The 15,115-nt window shown below is 72.5% G+C and carries 16 protein-coding genes; 9 read left to right on the top strand and 7 right to left on the bottom strand.

The features are described 5' to 3' along the window. Positions 1-3: 3 nt before the first annotated feature. Positions 4-900 carry an SDR family oxidoreductase gene (locus ACF1DX_RS16020; protein WP_391791781.1) on the bottom strand — a complete coding sequence of 299 codons (897 nt, stop codon included), beginning with the start codon at positions 898-900 and terminating at the stop codon, positions 4-6. Positions 901-1,027: 127 nt separating this feature from the next. Between ACF1DX_RS16020 and ACF1DX_RS16015 the strand changes: the two genes are divergently transcribed. After that, the gene (locus ACF1DX_RS16015) at positions 1,028-1,600 is read left to right on the top strand and encodes a TetR/AcrR family transcriptional regulator (protein WP_391791780.1); all 573 of its coding nucleotides are present in this window, start codon (positions 1,028-1,030) and stop codon (positions 1,598-1,600) included. A 30-nt stretch (positions 1,601-1,630) separates the two neighbouring features. Further along, positions 1,631-1,792, top strand: a complete 162-nt coding sequence (locus ACF1DX_RS16010) for a hypothetical protein (RefSeq protein WP_391791779.1) — start codon at positions 1,631-1,633, stop codon at positions 1,790-1,792. A 114-nt stretch (positions 1,793-1,906) separates the two neighbouring features. On the opposite strand, the gene ACF1DX_RS16005 is transcribed toward ACF1DX_RS16010, so the two are convergent. Together ACF1DX_RS16005 and ACF1DX_RS16000 are read right to left on the bottom strand one after the other, a co-directional pair. Next, positions 1,907-2,389, bottom strand: coding sequence for a hypothetical protein (locus ACF1DX_RS16005; RefSeq protein WP_391791778.1), 483 nt, complete (start codon positions 2,387-2,389; stop codon positions 1,907-1,909). A 96-nt stretch (positions 2,390-2,485) separates the two neighbouring features. Then, complete coding sequence (locus ACF1DX_RS16000) at positions 2,486-3,127, bottom strand: hypothetical protein (RefSeq protein ID WP_391791777.1); 642 nt, start codon at positions 3,125-3,127, stop codon at positions 2,486-2,488. A gap of 124 nt (positions 3,128-3,251) precedes the next feature. On the opposite strand from ACF1DX_RS16000, the gene ACF1DX_RS15995 reads away from it, so the two are divergent. Both ACF1DX_RS15995 and ACF1DX_RS15990 read left to right on the top strand, forming a co-directional pair. After that, the gene (locus tag ACF1DX_RS15995) at positions 3,252-3,584 is read left to right on the top strand and encodes a deoxyxylulose-5-phosphate synthase (RefSeq protein ID WP_391791776.1); all 333 of its coding nucleotides are present in this window, start codon (positions 3,252-3,254) and stop codon (positions 3,582-3,584) included. Continuing rightward, positions 3,581-4,531 (top strand): SMI1/KNR4 family protein, encoded by a 951-nt coding sequence (locus ACF1DX_RS15990; protein WP_391791775.1) that lies wholly within the window; start codon positions 3,581-3,583, stop codon positions 4,529-4,531. The genes ACF1DX_RS15995 and ACF1DX_RS15990 overlap by 4 nt, the downstream gene beginning before the upstream one ends. 370 nt (positions 4,532-4,901) lie before the next feature. Here the strand turns inward: ACF1DX_RS15990 and ACF1DX_RS15985 are convergent, their stop codons facing one another. From ACF1DX_RS15985 to ACF1DX_RS15975, 3 genes are all read right to left on the bottom strand, one after another. Continuing rightward, positions 4,902-5,204 (bottom strand): hypothetical protein, encoded by a 303-nt coding sequence (locus ACF1DX_RS15985; RefSeq protein WP_391791774.1) that lies wholly within the window; start codon positions 5,202-5,204, stop codon positions 4,902-4,904. Continuing rightward, the gene (locus ACF1DX_RS15980) at positions 5,201-5,776 is read right to left on the bottom strand and encodes an RNA polymerase sigma factor (protein ID WP_391791773.1); all 576 of its coding nucleotides are present in this window, start codon (positions 5,774-5,776) and stop codon (positions 5,201-5,203) included. Before ACF1DX_RS15980 ends, ACF1DX_RS15985 begins: the two co-directional genes overlap by 4 nt. A 256-nt stretch (positions 5,777-6,032) precedes the next feature. Further along, the gene (locus ACF1DX_RS15975; RefSeq protein WP_391791772.1) at positions 6,033-7,733 is read right to left on the bottom strand and encodes an IclR family transcriptional regulator C-terminal domain-containing protein; all 1,701 of its coding nucleotides are present in this window, start codon (positions 7,731-7,733) and stop codon (positions 6,033-6,035) included. Between the two features lie 221 nt (positions 7,734-7,954). Between ACF1DX_RS15975 and ACF1DX_RS15970 the strand changes: the two genes are divergently transcribed. Next, complete coding sequence (locus ACF1DX_RS15970; protein WP_391791771.1) at positions 7,955-8,701, top strand: aquaporin; 747 nt, start codon at positions 7,955-7,957, stop codon at positions 8,699-8,701. Between the two features lie 29 nt (positions 8,702-8,730). Then, positions 8,731-10,200: an aldehyde dehydrogenase family protein gene (locus ACF1DX_RS15965; RefSeq protein ID WP_391791770.1), complete on the top strand. Its 1,470-nt coding sequence runs from the start codon at positions 8,731-8,733 to the stop codon at positions 10,198-10,200. A 325-nt stretch (positions 10,201-10,525) separates the two neighbouring features. Here ACF1DX_RS15965 and ACF1DX_RS15960 read toward each other — a convergent pair whose 3' ends face one another. Next, positions 10,526-11,014: a carboxymuconolactone decarboxylase family protein gene (locus tag ACF1DX_RS15960; RefSeq protein ID WP_391791769.1), complete on the bottom strand. Its 489-nt coding sequence runs from the start codon at positions 11,012-11,014 to the stop codon at positions 10,526-10,528. Positions 11,015-11,358: 344 nt separating this feature from the next. Between ACF1DX_RS15960 and ACF1DX_RS15955 the strand changes: the two genes are divergently transcribed. The 3 genes from ACF1DX_RS15955 (at position 11,359) to ACF1DX_RS15945 (ending at position 15,092) form a co-directional block, all read left to right on the top strand. Continuing rightward, complete coding sequence (locus tag ACF1DX_RS15955) at positions 11,359-12,729, top strand: cellulase family glycosylhydrolase (protein ID WP_391791768.1); 1,371 nt, start codon at positions 11,359-11,361, stop codon at positions 12,727-12,729. 122 nt (positions 12,730-12,851) lie between these two features. Continuing rightward, a complete protein-coding gene (locus ACF1DX_RS15950; protein ID WP_391791767.1) occupies positions 12,852-14,009 on the top strand; it encodes a cellulose-binding domain-containing protein in 1,158 nt (385 codons plus the stop codon). A 108-nt stretch (positions 14,010-14,117) separates the two neighbouring features. Further along, a complete protein-coding gene (locus ACF1DX_RS15945; protein WP_391791766.1) occupies positions 14,118-15,092 on the top strand; it encodes an RNA polymerase sigma-70 factor in 975 nt (324 codons plus the stop codon). The last annotated feature ends 23 nt before the right edge of the window (positions 15,093-15,115 follow it).

Here is a 15,115-nt window from a genome sequence, read left to right as displayed (position 1 = left end):
CGGTCAGGCGCGGAAGTAGTGCCCGGCCTCCAGGTCCCGCAGGAGGCCGGGCCCGCTCGGTACCCAGCCGAGGAGCTCCCGCGTACGCGTGCTCGACGCGGGCATGTCCGCGGCGAAGAAATGGCCGATCCAGCCGAAGTGCCGCTCCGCGTCCTGTGGTGCGATCGAGGTCACGGGGACGCCGATCCCTCGTCCGATGGCCTCCGCGATCTCCCGCGTGGGGATTCCCTCCTCGCCCACCGCGTGCACGAGCGTCCCCGCCGGGGCCTTCTCCAGTGCCAGCCGGGTGAGCCGTGCGGCGTCGGACCGGTGGACCGCCGACCAGCGGTTGGTGCCGTCGCCGACGTAGCCCGCGACGCCCTTCTCGCGGGCGATCGCGGTGAGGGTCGCGATGAAGCCGTGGTCGCCGTCGCCGTGCACGGTCGGGGCGAACCGCATGCTCACCGTGTGCACGCCGCGCTCGACGTACTCCAGCGCGAGGTTCTCACTGCCGCCTCGGGGGGAGTCCGGGCCGTGGAACGGTGACCTGTCCTCCTCGGTCACCGGGCGGCCCTGCCTCAGGCCGGCGATGCCGGACGCCAGCAGGAAGGGACGGCCCGATCCGGCGAGGGCGTCGCCGATCGTCCGCACGGCGGCCCGTTCGGCCCGGTTGGAGGCGGCGGGGTCGTCGAAGTCGTGCTTGTTGGCGAGGTGGAGGACGGCGTCGGCGGCCGCGGCGCCCTCCCGGATGCCGTCGAGGTCGTCGAGGTCGCCGCGGCGTACCCGGACACCCTTCGCGTCGAGGGACGCGGCCGAGGTGTCGGAGCGGGCGAGCCCGGTCACCTCGTGGCCGTTGGCGAGCAACTCGTCGACCGCGGCCGAGCCGATCCATCCGGATGCTCCGGTGACGAAAACACGCATGGGAAAGCTCTCTTCCGATGTTCGAGCCCGGTCGATGCCGACCAGGCATGCGATGTCAGTCACTGACGTCAGTAACTGACATCACTGTAGCTGTCACGTCAGCGTCTGTCATCACTAAAGTGGGGGCATGGTGAGATGGGAGCCCGGGACGCGGGAACGGCTACAGGCGGCGGCGACGGAGCTCTACGTCAGTCACGGCTACGACAGGACGACCGCGGCCGACATCGCCCAGGCCGCCGGTGTCACGGAGCGGACGTTCTTCCGCCATTTCGCCGACAAGCGTGAGGTGCTGTTCGGCGGCCAGGAACTGCTGGAGCAGGCGTTCGTGGAGGGCGTGGCCGCGGCGGCGCCGGACGCGTCACCGCTCGAGATGGTCGAGGCCGGCCTGTGGGCGGCGGCGCCGTTCTTCGCGGCGGAGCGGCGAGACCACTCCAGGCGACGGCAGAGGATCATCTCCGAGAACCCCGCGCTGCAGGAACGGGAGTTGCTGAAGCTGGCGGGAATGGCCACGACGATCGCCGCCGCCCTCCGATCGCGCGGAGTCCCCGACGTGACGGCCAGACTGGCCGCGGAATCCGGGGTGACGGTGTTCGGCGTGGCCTTCGGGACGTGGGTCGCCGAGGGTGAGGAGCGGTCGTTCCCCGACATCCAGCGCGAGGTGCTGGGCGAACTCGTGGCGATGACGGCCGGCGCGAGGTGACCGGCGCGGCGACGGATCGTCGACCGGGCCGTGCCGACCCGCCGCGACCACGACCGGCGGACCGTCGAACCCACCCGCGCCGAGTACGACGGCGCCACCCGGACGGCGGCCGGCCGCCGCAGCCGCGCGTACCCGGCCGGGTCGTCGGACGCTGCGGCCAAGGCCGCGACGGAAGTGCTGTGGCCCGTCTGACTCCCCGTCGTGCGGGCAGCCGGGCCGGAGCGTCCTGGACGCCGGAGTCGAGCGTGCGTGACGTGAGCCCGCGAGCCATACGGCGCGGGCCTTGCGTGGGGCCACGCACAAGCGTCAGAAGCTGCCGAAGAAGCGGTGCCACCAGGTGGGACGCTGAACATGCCGGGGCAGTCGGCTCGGCCCGGTGCAGTCGCACTCCCATAGCTCCTCGGGAACGATCGCGTACCCGAGGTCGGCCAACGTCCCCATGACCTTGTCCAGATCCGCAGCGTCCCACTCGCCCTCGGCTTGCGCTTCCCCGGTGCCCAAGAAGGCACCGGGGTTGTCGGCGCAGACCAGTGCCAGGGAGCCGGACTTGCTCACGCAGACGACGATCCGGGTTCCGCACCCAGTCGCATCAGCCGGCACGGTGACCCGCCCGTACTCACTGGAGTCCTGCGTGTCCCGCTCGCTGACACATGGAGCGGCGAAGTCGCCCTCAAGCCGCGCCACGAGGACGTCGAACAGCGCGCCGATCTCACCGCGCTCGTAACCCCGTGGCCGCTCCAGCCACTCGGGGTCATCGAGCTCGCGCAACAAGGCCACCAGATCGTCCATGTGCTCCGTCACCCGCAGATCCTGGCGGATCGGCAGCAGGCATCGCCGGCCTGACATCACTCATTCAAGTTCGGCATGGCTGATCCACGCGGTGGGTCAGCGAAGAGGGAGAAGCAAGGCGCGGGCGAGGGCGGACGTCACCGGGGCGGCGAGGCCGGGGAGTTGCCGGGCGGTCCACACGGCGGCCAGGTCGAGGAACTCGGTCAGGTCGCGCTCCGCTCCGGTGAGCAGGAGTCTCAGGTCGGCGGCGGCGAGCTCGATCACGGGGCTGTCGTCCCGGTCGGCGTCCACGGTCAGGCGGACGGCGTCGCCGTGGCGTTCGGCGAGCGGGGACGGGTCGTGGCCGAAGGAAGCCCAGCCGTTCCCGTCGAGGACATCGAACCAGTCGCCGCGTTCCTCAAGGCCGTTGCAGCAGCCCGGCAGCAAGGTGATGCCGGAGGCGGTGTCCGTGACCCGCAGGCCACCGGAGGCGAAGAGGCCGTCCATGGTGAGCAGCCCGTGCAGGAAGGAGCCGAGCGGGTCCGCGGGCCGTGGCGAGGGGTCGTCGGCCGCCGGTACGACGTCGTTGTGGGCGGCGATGCTCATGACCGCCGTGCCGGCTTCGGCGGGAGTGAGCGCGCCACTGAGCGGAAGGAAGCCGTACGGCTCGATGCCGGCGACGGGCCAGAGCGTGAAACCGGAGGAAGTGGCGACTTCGAGGACGGGCTGCAACACGATCACCCGGAGAGTGTGCGGCACGGCGCCTCCGTTCCGCACGGTCACCGTGCGACGGCCGCCGCCCGGGGGATCCCCGAAGACCTGCAAGGAGGCCCGGCTCCTAAAACGCGTCGAGCTTCGCGCAGGTGCCGCCTACCCTTGCCGCATGGGCCACGCGAAGACCTCCTACGTCTGCCTGCCCTGCCGGGCCTCGTACAAGCAGCCCTACGACAGGGACAGGACGCACCGGACCTGCCCCCGCTGCGCGGAGCCGCTGATCCACGTGGGGTCGGCCTTCGCCGCGCCACCACGCCGGGACACCGAGGCCTGGAAGGTGCTGTCCGTCCTGCTGCACGCCGGCGTCCGCTTCCACAAGAGCTGCTGCGGCGGGCCCGGATTCCGTCCGCGCACGCTGCGGGAGATCCGCGAGCGGATGACGTACGCCCGCCGCACGGGCGAGCCCTTCGCCAGGGCGCTCGTACACCGCGACGTGCCGTGACGGAGAACGCGGAACTGACACGGTTCGTGACGCCGCCCCCGGTCCCCGTCGACGCCCACGGGAACTGGTCGGCGGTGGAGGCCATGCTCGGGACGCCGCTGCCCGAGGACTACAAGCACCTCGTCGAGACGTACGGGTGGGGTGAGTTCTGCGACTACCTCAACCTTCACACCCCGTTCGGCACGAGCAGGCACAACGGCCTCGCGTGGCAGAGCGGCAGGCCGTCCGGCGCGGCCGCGAGGGACCGGGAGCGCCACCCGTACCCTCTCCATCCGGCTCCGGGCGGACTGCTGATCTGGGGCACCACCATCGACGCCGACCGGCTCTGCTGGCTCACCACGGGGACGGCCGAGAACTGGCCCGTCGTGGTGTGGAGCGGTGAAGGCCGCTACGAGCCCCATCCCATGGGTGCCGCCGGGTTCGTCGAGGCATGGGCCAGGGGACGCGTCGACTCCCGGCTGCTCGCGGACATGGAGCCGGGGCCGGCCCCGTGGTTCAACGCGTTCCGGCCCCGCGACCACCGCTGCCTGCGCCTCACGGAGGGGCCGCTCGCCCACGACCGGCGCCTGGCGATCCTCCGGGAGGCACTGGCCCCGACCGCGGACCGGGGCACCTGGCGATCGGAACAGGGTGACTCGGGCCAGGACCACTTCGCCACCGTCGGTACCGACTGGCTGCTCACCTATGACATGTCACGCCCGCACCAGATCCGGATCTCGTTCCCGCCGGAGGACGGTGCGGCGGCCCGACGACACCTTTTCGCCGCCGTCCGGAGGATGCGGTGCGAGGTGACCCGGATCAGCGCGTCCGACGGCGTGCCGCTACCGGCCTGGGACACGGTCGCCGACGAGGACGGCGCAGGCGTAGGCGGCGCATGCCTCGAGGGCGAGGCTCAGGCGGAACAGCCGGCCTGCGAAGTGACCGCGCCCCAACGGATCACCAGGTAGCCCGACCCGCCGGTCTCCGCCACGGCGCAGCAGGTGTACGGCCAGCCGTCGCCCGAGGTCTGCCTCTGGTTCGCCAGGGCCCGGCACGCCTCGCCGGCGACCATGTCCGCCCAGGTTTCGATCTGTCCCTGTTCCACTTCAGGTACTCCGACCAGACGTACATGGTCGAATTCGCCGGGTCGAAGCCCACCTTGGTCTCGTCGTGGCCGAGCACCCGGTCGGTGCCGAGCGTTTCGCGCATCGCGTTGGTCCGTTCGATGATCTTCGTGGTGGCACGGGCCGCGACCGTGTTCCCGGGCGGAGGCGCTCTCGCCCGCCCGGGACCTGGTGACGGCCCGGCCGAACGACGAGGACTGCCGGGGCAGGTGGTTCACGTAGAGGCAGTGCCGCCCGCCTTCGTCAGGGTGCAGACGCCGTCCGCGCAGCCGCGTTCCAGACGGCCGCGGGAGATGGTCTGCGCCAGGCCGATCATCCAGCAGGCCGGGCAGCCGCGGAGGGCGACCAGGCCCAGGGGCGCGGCCAGCAGGGTGGCGGGGCCGGCGAAGGGCACCAGGGCGATCGAGCCGATGATCAGGCCGAAGCCCAGAACACCGCGCAGCAGGTGCCGGGGGACGGAGGCGCCGGCGAAGTCCGCCTCCGCGCGGACGGGTTCGCCGGTCTCGGCGGTCTTCACGGTAGTGCCTCTCCTTCGGCTGCTTCATCGGTCGGTGCCAGGGCTTGCCGCAGGGCGGCCCGGGCCCGGTGGAGCCTCGATTTCATGGCCGCGTTGCTCAGGCCGAGCGACTGGGCGACGAGACGGCCCGGATACCCCTGGACGTCTCTCATGATCAGCACCTGCCGCTGGTCGCGGGGGAGACCGCTGACCGCGAGGGCGATCCGCTCGGCGTCCAGCCGCCGCAGCACCGAGGTCTCCGCGGAGGGCGCCGGCTCGCTGCCGGCCTCTTCGGCGACGGAGGCGGATGCGGAGGCGAGCAGCCGTAGGTGCCGCAGGCATTCGTTGCGCACGATGCGGAACATCCAGGAAGCCAGGGCGCCTGATGCACGGAGCGTGCCGATCTTCCGGTAGAGGATGATCAGCGCTTCCTGAGCCGCGTCCTCGGCGTCCTGTGGTGTGGCGCACAGCGACAGCGCGAACCTGCGCACATGGGGCTGCGACTCCACGATCACCGCGGTCAGCGAGCTGATGTTGCCGTCCTGGGCGGCTTTGACCAGCCGTTCGTCGGGCCAGGGGGAGTTCCGGCTCATGTGTTCTGCTCGTGTCCGTCGATCCGCCGTCGTGACCGGCGCGGATCAACCACGGCTCCGGTTCCTCCGCTTGATCAACGTCACGCTGCACATGCAGACCAGCAGCACACCGGCCACGGCGATGATCGCGATCGTCATGCTTCGTTCCTCCTGGTGTTCGCCGGCCCGCTCGGCCGGTTCACGGATAAGAGGCGGCTGAGGCGGAAAAGGATTCAGCGCCGCTGCGGCCGACGTGAGGACGGACCGCACGGAGTGGTCAGCCCGTCTGTACGGGACCGTCGGCGAACGCGACCGCCAGGTCCGACTCGATGCGGGCGGCGCAGGCGCGCAGTGCGGGGAGGAGGGTGTCCCTGGTGTGCTCGGGCGGCTCGGGGCCGGCGTGCAGGGCGATGTTCACGGCTGCGACGGCCCGCCCCTCCCGGTCCCGGACCGGTACGGCCAGGGAGCGCAGTCCCACCTCCAACTCCTGCTCGACCAGGGCGTGCCGTTCACCGGCGACCCGGTCCAGGACGGCGGCGAGCGCCTCGGGTGTGGTGAGGGTGTGCGGGGTCAGGGCCCGGGGGCGCGAGGCGTCGATCCGTTCCCGCCGGTCCGCCTCGGGCAGGTCCGCGAGGAGGACCCGGCCCATGGAGGTGGCGTACGCGGGCAGTCGTGTGCCGGGCATGATCCGGGCGCTGGTGATCTGCTGGGCGGCGGCCCGGGCCACATAGTGGACCTCGGTGCCGTCGAGGACCGCCAGTGAGGCCGACTCCCGCACCCGCCCTGCCAGTTCGGTCAGATGGGGCTGGGCGATGTCCGCGAGGGTGAGGGTGGACAGCCGGGCGTAGCCGAGCTCCAGGACACGCGGGGACGGCAGGAAGCGGCGGCCGAGCTGTTCCACGTAGCCCAGTTGACGGAGCGTCAGCAGGTTGCGGCGGGTGCTGGGGTACGAGAGGCCGGAGGCTTCGGCGCTCTCGGCGAGGGTGAGGCCGCCGCGCTGCCGGCCGAGTGCGGTCAGGACGGCGAGGCCCCGGGCCAGTGCCTGGAGGAAGGACGGCCCCAGTTCCGGCTTGGCGTCGGCGTAGGCGGGGGCGGTGGGCGGTGCCGTGGCCGCCGTCGAGGTGCCGTACAGCTCGTCCGTGATGCGTGCGGCCTCTTCCGTCATCGTGGCCAGCGCGTGTTCGCGCAGTTCCTCGCCGCTGTGGCGGCTGGTGTGCGCGAGCACGCTGATCGCGCAGACGGGCCGGCCGTCGGGGTCGCGTACCGGGACCGCCAGTGCGACCAGGCCCGGGGCGACCAGTTGGTCGTCCAGTGCCCAGCCGTCCGCGTCGGCCGCCGCGGTCCAGGCGGCGAAGTCGGCCTCCGCCCGCTCGGGGGCGGGAGCGGTACGGCGCGCGGGGACGGCCGGGAAGGTCTCGTCCAGCGGGTCGGCGGCGCGGCGGGCCCGCCACGCCTCGTACGTGTCGGGCCCCCATCCGGCGGCGAGTACGGCACCGGCCGCGCAGCGCTCGGCGGGCAGCAGGTCGCCGACGCGGAAACCCAGGGGGATCATCCGGCCGGGCGGGACGGCCTTGCCGACGATGCGTGCGTCGCAGCCGTCGAGGACGATCGCCGAGACCGACTCGTCGAGGGTGCGGGCCAGCCGGTCGAGGCTCGGCCGCAGCGCCTGGGACAGGCCGCTCGCGTGCAAGTAGGCGTTGCCGAACTCCATCAGGCGCGGGGCCGGCACGAGGTCGCGTCCCACGGCGCGCAGATGGCCGAGGTGGATCAGGGTCGCGGCGATCCGGTCGACGGTCGAACGCGCCAGGCCGGTCGCCCGCGCGAGGTCACCCGGGCGCACGGAGTGAGGGGCGTCCGCCACGATCCGCAGCACGGCCAGCCCGCGCTCCAGCGGGCCGGCGGCTTCCGCGGGGGAGCAGCCGGCCGGCGCGGGGGCCGTCGGCGCCTGCGGTGCCGTCCTCGAAACGCCCGGCGCCATGGCACTTCCTCCCGTAGGTCGGCTTCCCGGCGCATGCGGCCGTACCCGTCTTCAGGAGAACGCTACCGGCCATTGACAGCCGTCTCGGCGATCGCACACACTCAGCGCACTCGGTCAATGAAAGTAAGTTCACTCAGCGAAAAACGATGGTCCGGTGTGCTGCGGGACGCATCCCGCCGGACCGCCCCCCGCCCCCGTCCCCGCCCCTGATGAGGACTCCCATGAGCACTTCCGCCCGGAGCCGCGCGGATCTCGTCCGGCACAGCGCGTACGAGTTCGCGCTGACCGCGGTGCTTCTCTTCGCCGTGGTGAGCCTGATCCGCTGGCTGGCCCACCCCGGCTCGCCGCTGGCGATCGGCGACCCGGACACCCTGTTCGCCGTCGCGGGAGTCGCGGTCGCCGCGCTCATCGCGGGCCTGATGCACTCGCCACCCGGCCGCGGATCCGGGGGCCACATGCACCCCGGCGTCACCGTCTTCCTGTGGTCGAGCGGTCTCTTCCCGTCCCGCGCCGTCCTCCCGTACGTCACCGCGCAGCTCGCCGGATCCGCGGCCGGTACCGCGCTGGCCGGGCTGGTGTGGGGCGGGGCCGTGCGCCAGGTCGGACACGGGGCCGTGCACCCCGCACCCGGGACGGGTACGGTCGAACTGTTCCTCATCGAGGGCGCCGCGCTCGCCGCGGTCCTCATCACGGTGGCGCTGGTGATGACCAGACCCGCCCTGGGGGCGCTGATCCCGGCGGTCATCGGCATCGGAGTGGGCGTGGTCGTCGCGACCCTGGGCACCGTGACCGGCGCGAGCATCAACCCGGCGCGCGCCTTCGGACCGGCCCTGCTCTCCGGGACGTACGAGCACTTCTGGAACTACATGATCGCGCCGGTGGCCGCCCCGGCCCTCGTCGGCCTCGCCCACCGCGCTCTGCGCACCCGCCGGGCCGCCGGCCCCGCACCCTCGCCCGCCCAGGCCTGAGCCCCACACCCCCTGTACAGGAGCATCTCGTGTCCGTCTCCCGAGGACTGATCATCAACGGCCAGGAGGTCCCCGCCTCCTCCGGCCGCACCACGTCCGACACCAACCCCTGGACCGGCGCCGTCTGCGCGGAGGTCGCCGCGGGCACCCCGGACGACGTACGCCGTGCCGTGGACGCCGCCGACGCCGCGTTCGAGGCGTGGGCCGCGACCAAGCCGGCCGAACGCCGCCGGATCCTCCTGCGCGCCGCGCAACTGATGGCCGAGCGCACCGAGGAGGTCGTACGGCTGATGGCCGCGGAGGTCGGCGGCGTCGCTCCCTGGGCGGGCTTCAACGCCCACCTGGCCGCCGGCATCCTGCTGGAGGCGGCGGCCGAGGTCAGCCGCCCGACCGGCCAGATCCTCGCCACCGACGCCGACGGCGTCCTCTCCACGCAGGTGCGGGTGCCCAAGGGGGTGATCGCCGCGATCTCGCCGTGGAACGCGCCGGTCATCCTCGGCGTCCGCGCGGTGGCGTTGCCCCTCGCGATGGGCAACACCGTGGTGGTGAAGCCCAGCGAGGACGCGCCGATCGCCTGCGGCCTGCTGATCTCCGACGTCCTGCACGAGGCGGGACTGCCCGCGGGCGTGCTCAACGTCGTCACCAACGACCGCGCCGACGCGGCCGAGGTGGTCTCCGCGCTGATCTCCGATCCACGGGTGCGCATGGTCAACTTCACCGGCTCCACGGAGGTCGGCCGCACCATCGGCGTCCAGGCCGCCCAGCACCTCAAGCCCGCCGTCCTCGAACTCGGCGGCAAGAACCCCCTGCTGGTACTGGAGGACGCGGACGTCGACTACGCGGTGGACGCCGCGGTCTTCGGCTCCTTCATGAACGCGGGCCAGATCTGCATGTGCGTGGACCGGGTCATCGTCCACCGCTCGGTCGCCGACGAGTTCACCGCCAAGTTCGCCGCCCGCGTCCGGGCGCTGCCCTGCGGCGACCCGGGCGACCCGGCGACGGCCGTCGGCCCGGTCGTGAACGAGGCCGCCGCCCGCCGGGTCTCGGCGCTGATCGCGGACGCGGTCTCCCAGGGCGCCGAACTGGCCGCGGGCACCGGCGGGATCGAGGAACCGGGCACCCTGATCCGCCCGGTCGTCCTCACCGGGGTCACCAAGGAGATGAAGATCTACTACGACGAGATCTTCGGCCCGGCGGCCGTCGTCCACGTCGTCGACGGCACCGACGAGGCCGTCGCGCTCGCCAACGACACCCCCTACGGGCTCACCGCGGGCGTCATCACCGAGAACCTGGCCGAGGGACTGGCGGTCGCCGGCCGGCTGCGCACCGGCATCGTCCACGTCAACGACCAGTCCATCGCCGACGAACCCCAGGCCCCCTTCGGCGGCGTGAAGAGCTCCGGCTACGGCCGCTTCGGCGGACAGGCCGGCGCCGAGGCCTTCACCGACACCCGCTGGGTCACCGCGCAGACCAGGGGCCACGCGCACTTCCCGATCTGACGGACGGGCCCCCGGCCGGCCGGACAGCGGACCACCGGCCGGCCGGGCGTGTACGCCGTGACCTGGCGGGGGAGTGTCCGGGTGCCCGGATCCGGCCGCCGCCCGCCCGGACGGCATGGGCCACGCGAAGACCTCCTGTGTCCGCCTGCCCTGCCGGACCTCGCAGGCGCTCGTGCGCCGCGAGGTGCCGTGACGGGAGATCCGCACGTGGTGCGGCTCGTGCGCCCGCCGACGAGGACGGACCGGCACCGCGCGTCCCGCGGCGTGCCGATCGGGCTGCCGGCCCGGGGCACACGGTCCCGGACCGGCCCGAGGCCTCCTCCGGTCAGCCCTTGACCGCCGCCGCGAACATGCCCGCCTCGTACGAGCCGCCCTTCTGGTGGGTGATCACCGCGAGCCGGTTGGCCGCGTTGATCAGGGCGACCAGGGTGACCAGCGCGGCGGTCTGGTCGTCGTCGTAGTGCTTGCGCACCCGGGCCCAGGTCTCGTCGGAGACACCCTCGGAGGCGTCGGCGAGACGGGTGCCCTCCTCGGCGAGGGCCAGGGCCGCCTGCTCGGCCTCCGTGAACACGGTGGACTCGCGCCAGGTGGCGACCAGGTGGAGCCGGACCGCGCTCTCACCGGCGGCCGCGGCCTCCTTGACGTGCATGTCGACGCAGTGGCCGCAGCCGTTGATCTGGCTGGCGCGCAGTGACACCAGTTCCTGCGTGGACTTCGGCAGCGGCGAGTCGTGGATCACCAGGGCCGCGCCGGCGAACCGCTTGGCGAACCTGGCGGCGAGCTCGTTCTCGAACAGGTTGAACCGGGTATCCATGGTTTCGTCCTCACTCGTGCGCGTTCGCGGTGTTGAGCTGGTCTGAACACGAGATGCCGGAGGTCCGCTCCCTGTGACAGGAGGGAGGTGTGACGTGCGCCACCGTTCGCGTCGACAGGGCCGGACGCCTCCGTACGAGCGGCAGTCACCCGCGCCGCGGCATTCTTCGGCCGTCACATGGCTATCGCGCGTCGGCGCGTCGGTGTACGGTCTCGGGCCGATAGGCTTTGGGAGCGCTCCCATCGCGCTGCACCACGCCGCGCTCGCACGACGCGAGTCATCGCACGTATGCGCATCGCACGAGTTCGCACCGCACGAGTTCGCACCGCACGAGGAGGAACGCTGTGAAACGCTTTTTGGCCTTACTGGCGACCTGTGCGACGGTCCTGGGCCTCACGGCACTGTCCGGTCCGCAGGCGGCGGCCGCCACCGGCTGCCGGGTCGACTACACGGTGGCCAGTCAGTGGCAGGGCGGCTTCCAGGCCGGAGTGAGGATCACCAATCTGGGCGACCCCGTCTCCGGGTGGACGCTCGGATTCACCATGCCGGACGCCGGGCAGAGGCTCGTCCAGGGCTGGAACGCCACCTGGTCGCAGTCCGGCTCCACGGTCACCGCCACCGCTGCCGACTGGAACCGCACACTGGCCACCGGCGCGACCGCCGACGTGGGCTTCACCGGCTCCTTCACGGGCGCCAACCCGAAACCCACGGCGTTCACGCTCAACGGCGTCGCCTGCACGGGCTCCGTCGAAGAGCCCCCGCCCACCCCGGGCGACGGCACCCCCGTGGACGTCAACGGACAGTTGCACGTCTGCGGCGTCAACCTCTGCAACCAGTACGACCGCCCCATCCAGTTGCGCGGCATGAGCACCCACGGCATCCAGTGGTTCAGCCAGTGCTACAACACCGCGTCCCTGGACGCGCTCGCGAAGGACTGGCGGTCGGACCTGCTGCGCATCTCCATGTACGTGCAGGAGGACGGTTACGAGACCGACCCCGCGGGCTTCACCCGCCGCGTGAACGGCCTCGTCGACATGGCCGAGGCCCGTGGCATGTACGCCGTGATCGACTTCCACACCCTCACGCCGGGCGACCCGAACTTCAACCTCGACCGCGCGAAGACGTTCTTCGCCTCCGTCGCCGCCCGCAACGCCGGCAAGAACAACGTGATCTACGAGATCGCCAACGAGCCCAACGGCGTGAGCTGGGCGGGCATCAAGAGCTACGCCGAGCAGGTCATCCCGGTGATCCGGGCCGTCGACCCGGACGCCGTCGTCATCGTCGGCACCCGCGGCTGGTCCTCGCTGGGCGTCTCGGACGGCTCCAGCGAGAGCGAGATCGTCGCCGACCCAGTCGACGCCACCAACATCATGTACGCGTTCCACTTCTACGCCGCGAGCCACAAGGACAACTACCGCGCCACGGTGAGCCGGGCGGCCTCCCGGCTCCCGCTGTTCGTCTCCGAGTTCGGCACGGTGAGCGCCACCGGCGGCGGAGCGGTGGACCGGGCGAGCAGCACCGCCTGGCTGGACCTGCTCGACCAACTGAAGATCAGCTACGCGAACTGGACCTACTCCGACGCCGACGAGGGCAGCGCGGCGTTCCGGCCCGGCACCTGCGCCGGCACCGACTACAGCGGCAGCGGCGTGCTGACCGAGTCCGGCGCGCTGCTCAAGAGCCGGATCAGCACCCCGGACGACTTCCCCACGAGCTGACCTCCGACGGGGGTCCGGCCGCCCGGACCCCCGCCCCGCCGATTGGGAGCGCTCCCAATCCCGTGCCCCTGCTTTCGCACCTCGTACGTCCCACCCCCTCACCCCTCACCTCGGAGGCACAAGTGCGCGCTCTCCTCGCACGATTACCGCGCCGGCCCTGGACCGCGGTCCTCACCGCCGCCGTACTGTCGGCGTCCGCCCTCACGGTGCTGCCCGCGAGCGGCGCCGAGACCGGCTGCCGGGTCGACTACACCGTGAACAAGTGGGCCGACGGCTACACCGCACAGATCAAGGTCATCAATCTCGGCCCCGCGCTGGACGGTTGGCGGCTGACCTGGACCTACACCGGCGACCAGCGGGTGACCTCCGCGTGGAACGCGACCGTCACCCAGACCGGCGCGTCCGTCGTCGCCGACAGTCTCGGCTGGAACGGCGCGCTGCCCACGGGAGGCGCCGCCGAGTTCGGTCTGCAGGGGACCTGGCGTTCGGCCGACCCCGCACCGAGCGACTTCGCCCTCAACGGCGTGCCGTGCGGCGGTGACGGCACCACGCCGCCGACCACGCCCCCGCCCACGACCCCGCCACCCAGTGCGGACTGCGGCAGCGCCGCGCTCTGCTCGGACTTCGAGGACCAGACCGGCTCCGCCCCGTCCGGCGACTGGCGCTTCACCGCACCCGACTGCCAGGGCACCGGGACGGCCGCCGTGGACACCGCCGTCGCGCACAGCGGCAACCGGTCGCTGCGGGTCGACGGCCGGGCCGGCTACTGCAACCACGCCTTCGTCGCCGCCACCGCGGACCTGTCCTCGGTCGGTCCGGTGATGCACGTACGCATGTGGGTGCGGCACACCACCGCGCTCCCCTCCGCCCACGTCACCTTCGTGTCCCTGCCCGACTCCTCCCAGAACGGGCGGAGCCTGCGCGTCGGCGGCCAGAACGGCGCCCTGCAGTGGAACCGGGAGAGCGACGACGCCACCCTGCCGGAGCAGAGCCCGGCCGGAGTGGCGCTGAGCAGGCCGCTGCCGACGGGAAGCTGGCAGTGCCTGCGCTTCGCGATCGACACGACGGCCCCCGGACTCGACACCTGGCTCGGCGACGAGCAGGTTCCCGGCCTGCACGCCGACGGTGTGCCGACGCAGGACGTCGACCGGCAGTGGCTCGCCCGTACCGTCCCGCCCCGCCCCACCGCCTTGCGACTGGGCTGGGAGAGCTACGGGACGGGCGACGACACGCTGTGGTTCGACGACGTGGCCGTCGGCTCCGCCCCCATCGGCTGCTGACGGCCTCCCCGGCCGGGACTCCCGGCCGGCGCCCGCCCCGGCGTCCCGCCCGGAACAAGCCCGGACGCCGGGGCGGACGGCCGTCTTCCGGACGAACCCTCCCCGCACATGTCACAGAACCCCGGCGGCCGGCGTCCTGTGTGCGGGAGACCGTGGGAAGCGAACGAGCGGGAGCAGCCGGTGAAGAGCGAGGAAACAGAGCACACGGACACGGCGACCGAGGCGTTCGTCGCCCACCGCAACCTGCTGTTCACCGTCGCCTACGAGATGCTCGGCTCGGCCGCCGACGCCGAGGACGTGCTGCAGGAGACCTGGCTGCGCTGGGCGGGCGTCGACCTCGCCGCGGTGCGGGACCGACGGGCCTACCTCGTACGGATCACCACCCGGCAGGCGCTGAGCAGACTGCGTACGCTCGGCCGCCGCAAGGAGTCCTACGTCGGCTCCTGGCTCCCCGAACCGCTGCTCACCGCCCCCGATGTGGCCGAGGACGTCGAGCTCGCCGACAGCGTCTCGATGGCGATGCTCCTGGTGCTGGAGACGCTCGCCCCCACCGAGCGGGCGGTGTTCGTGCTGCGCGAGGTGTTCGGCCTCGAGTACGACGAGATCGCCGGAGCCGTCGACAAGAGCCCGGCCGCGGTGCGCCAGATCGCGCACCGGGCACGGGCGCACGTCGCGGCACGCCGGCCGCGCGGGGCCGTGTCACCGGCCGAGACACGGGACGCCCTCGACGCCTTCCGGCGGGCGGTCGAGACGGGCGATCTGCAGGGCCTGCTCGACGTCCTCGCCCCGGACGTCGTCCTCCTGGGCGACGGCGGCGGCGTCAAGCAGGCCGTCCTCAAGCCCATCGTGGGGGCCGACAAGGTGGCCCGCCTGCTGCGGGGCGGACTGGGCAGGCTCACCGCCGAGGTGTCGCTGCGGCCGGCGGAGGTCAACGGCCGCCCCGCGCTGATCGTCGGACTCGACGGCGTGCTCGACACCGTCCTCGCGGTGCGCGTCGACGACGGCCGCATCACCGGCCTCTACGCCGTCCGCAACCCCGAGAAGCTGTCCCACATGGAGAGCGAGACCGCCCTGCGCCGCTGAGCGCGCGGGCACCGGGACGGGGC

Source organism: Streptomyces sp. NPDC014676 (assembly GCF_043084105.1).
GTDB lineage: Bacteria > Actinomycetota > Actinomycetes > Streptomycetales > Streptomycetaceae > Streptomyces.
This window is presented reverse-complemented; position numbering and strand designations above follow the sequence as displayed.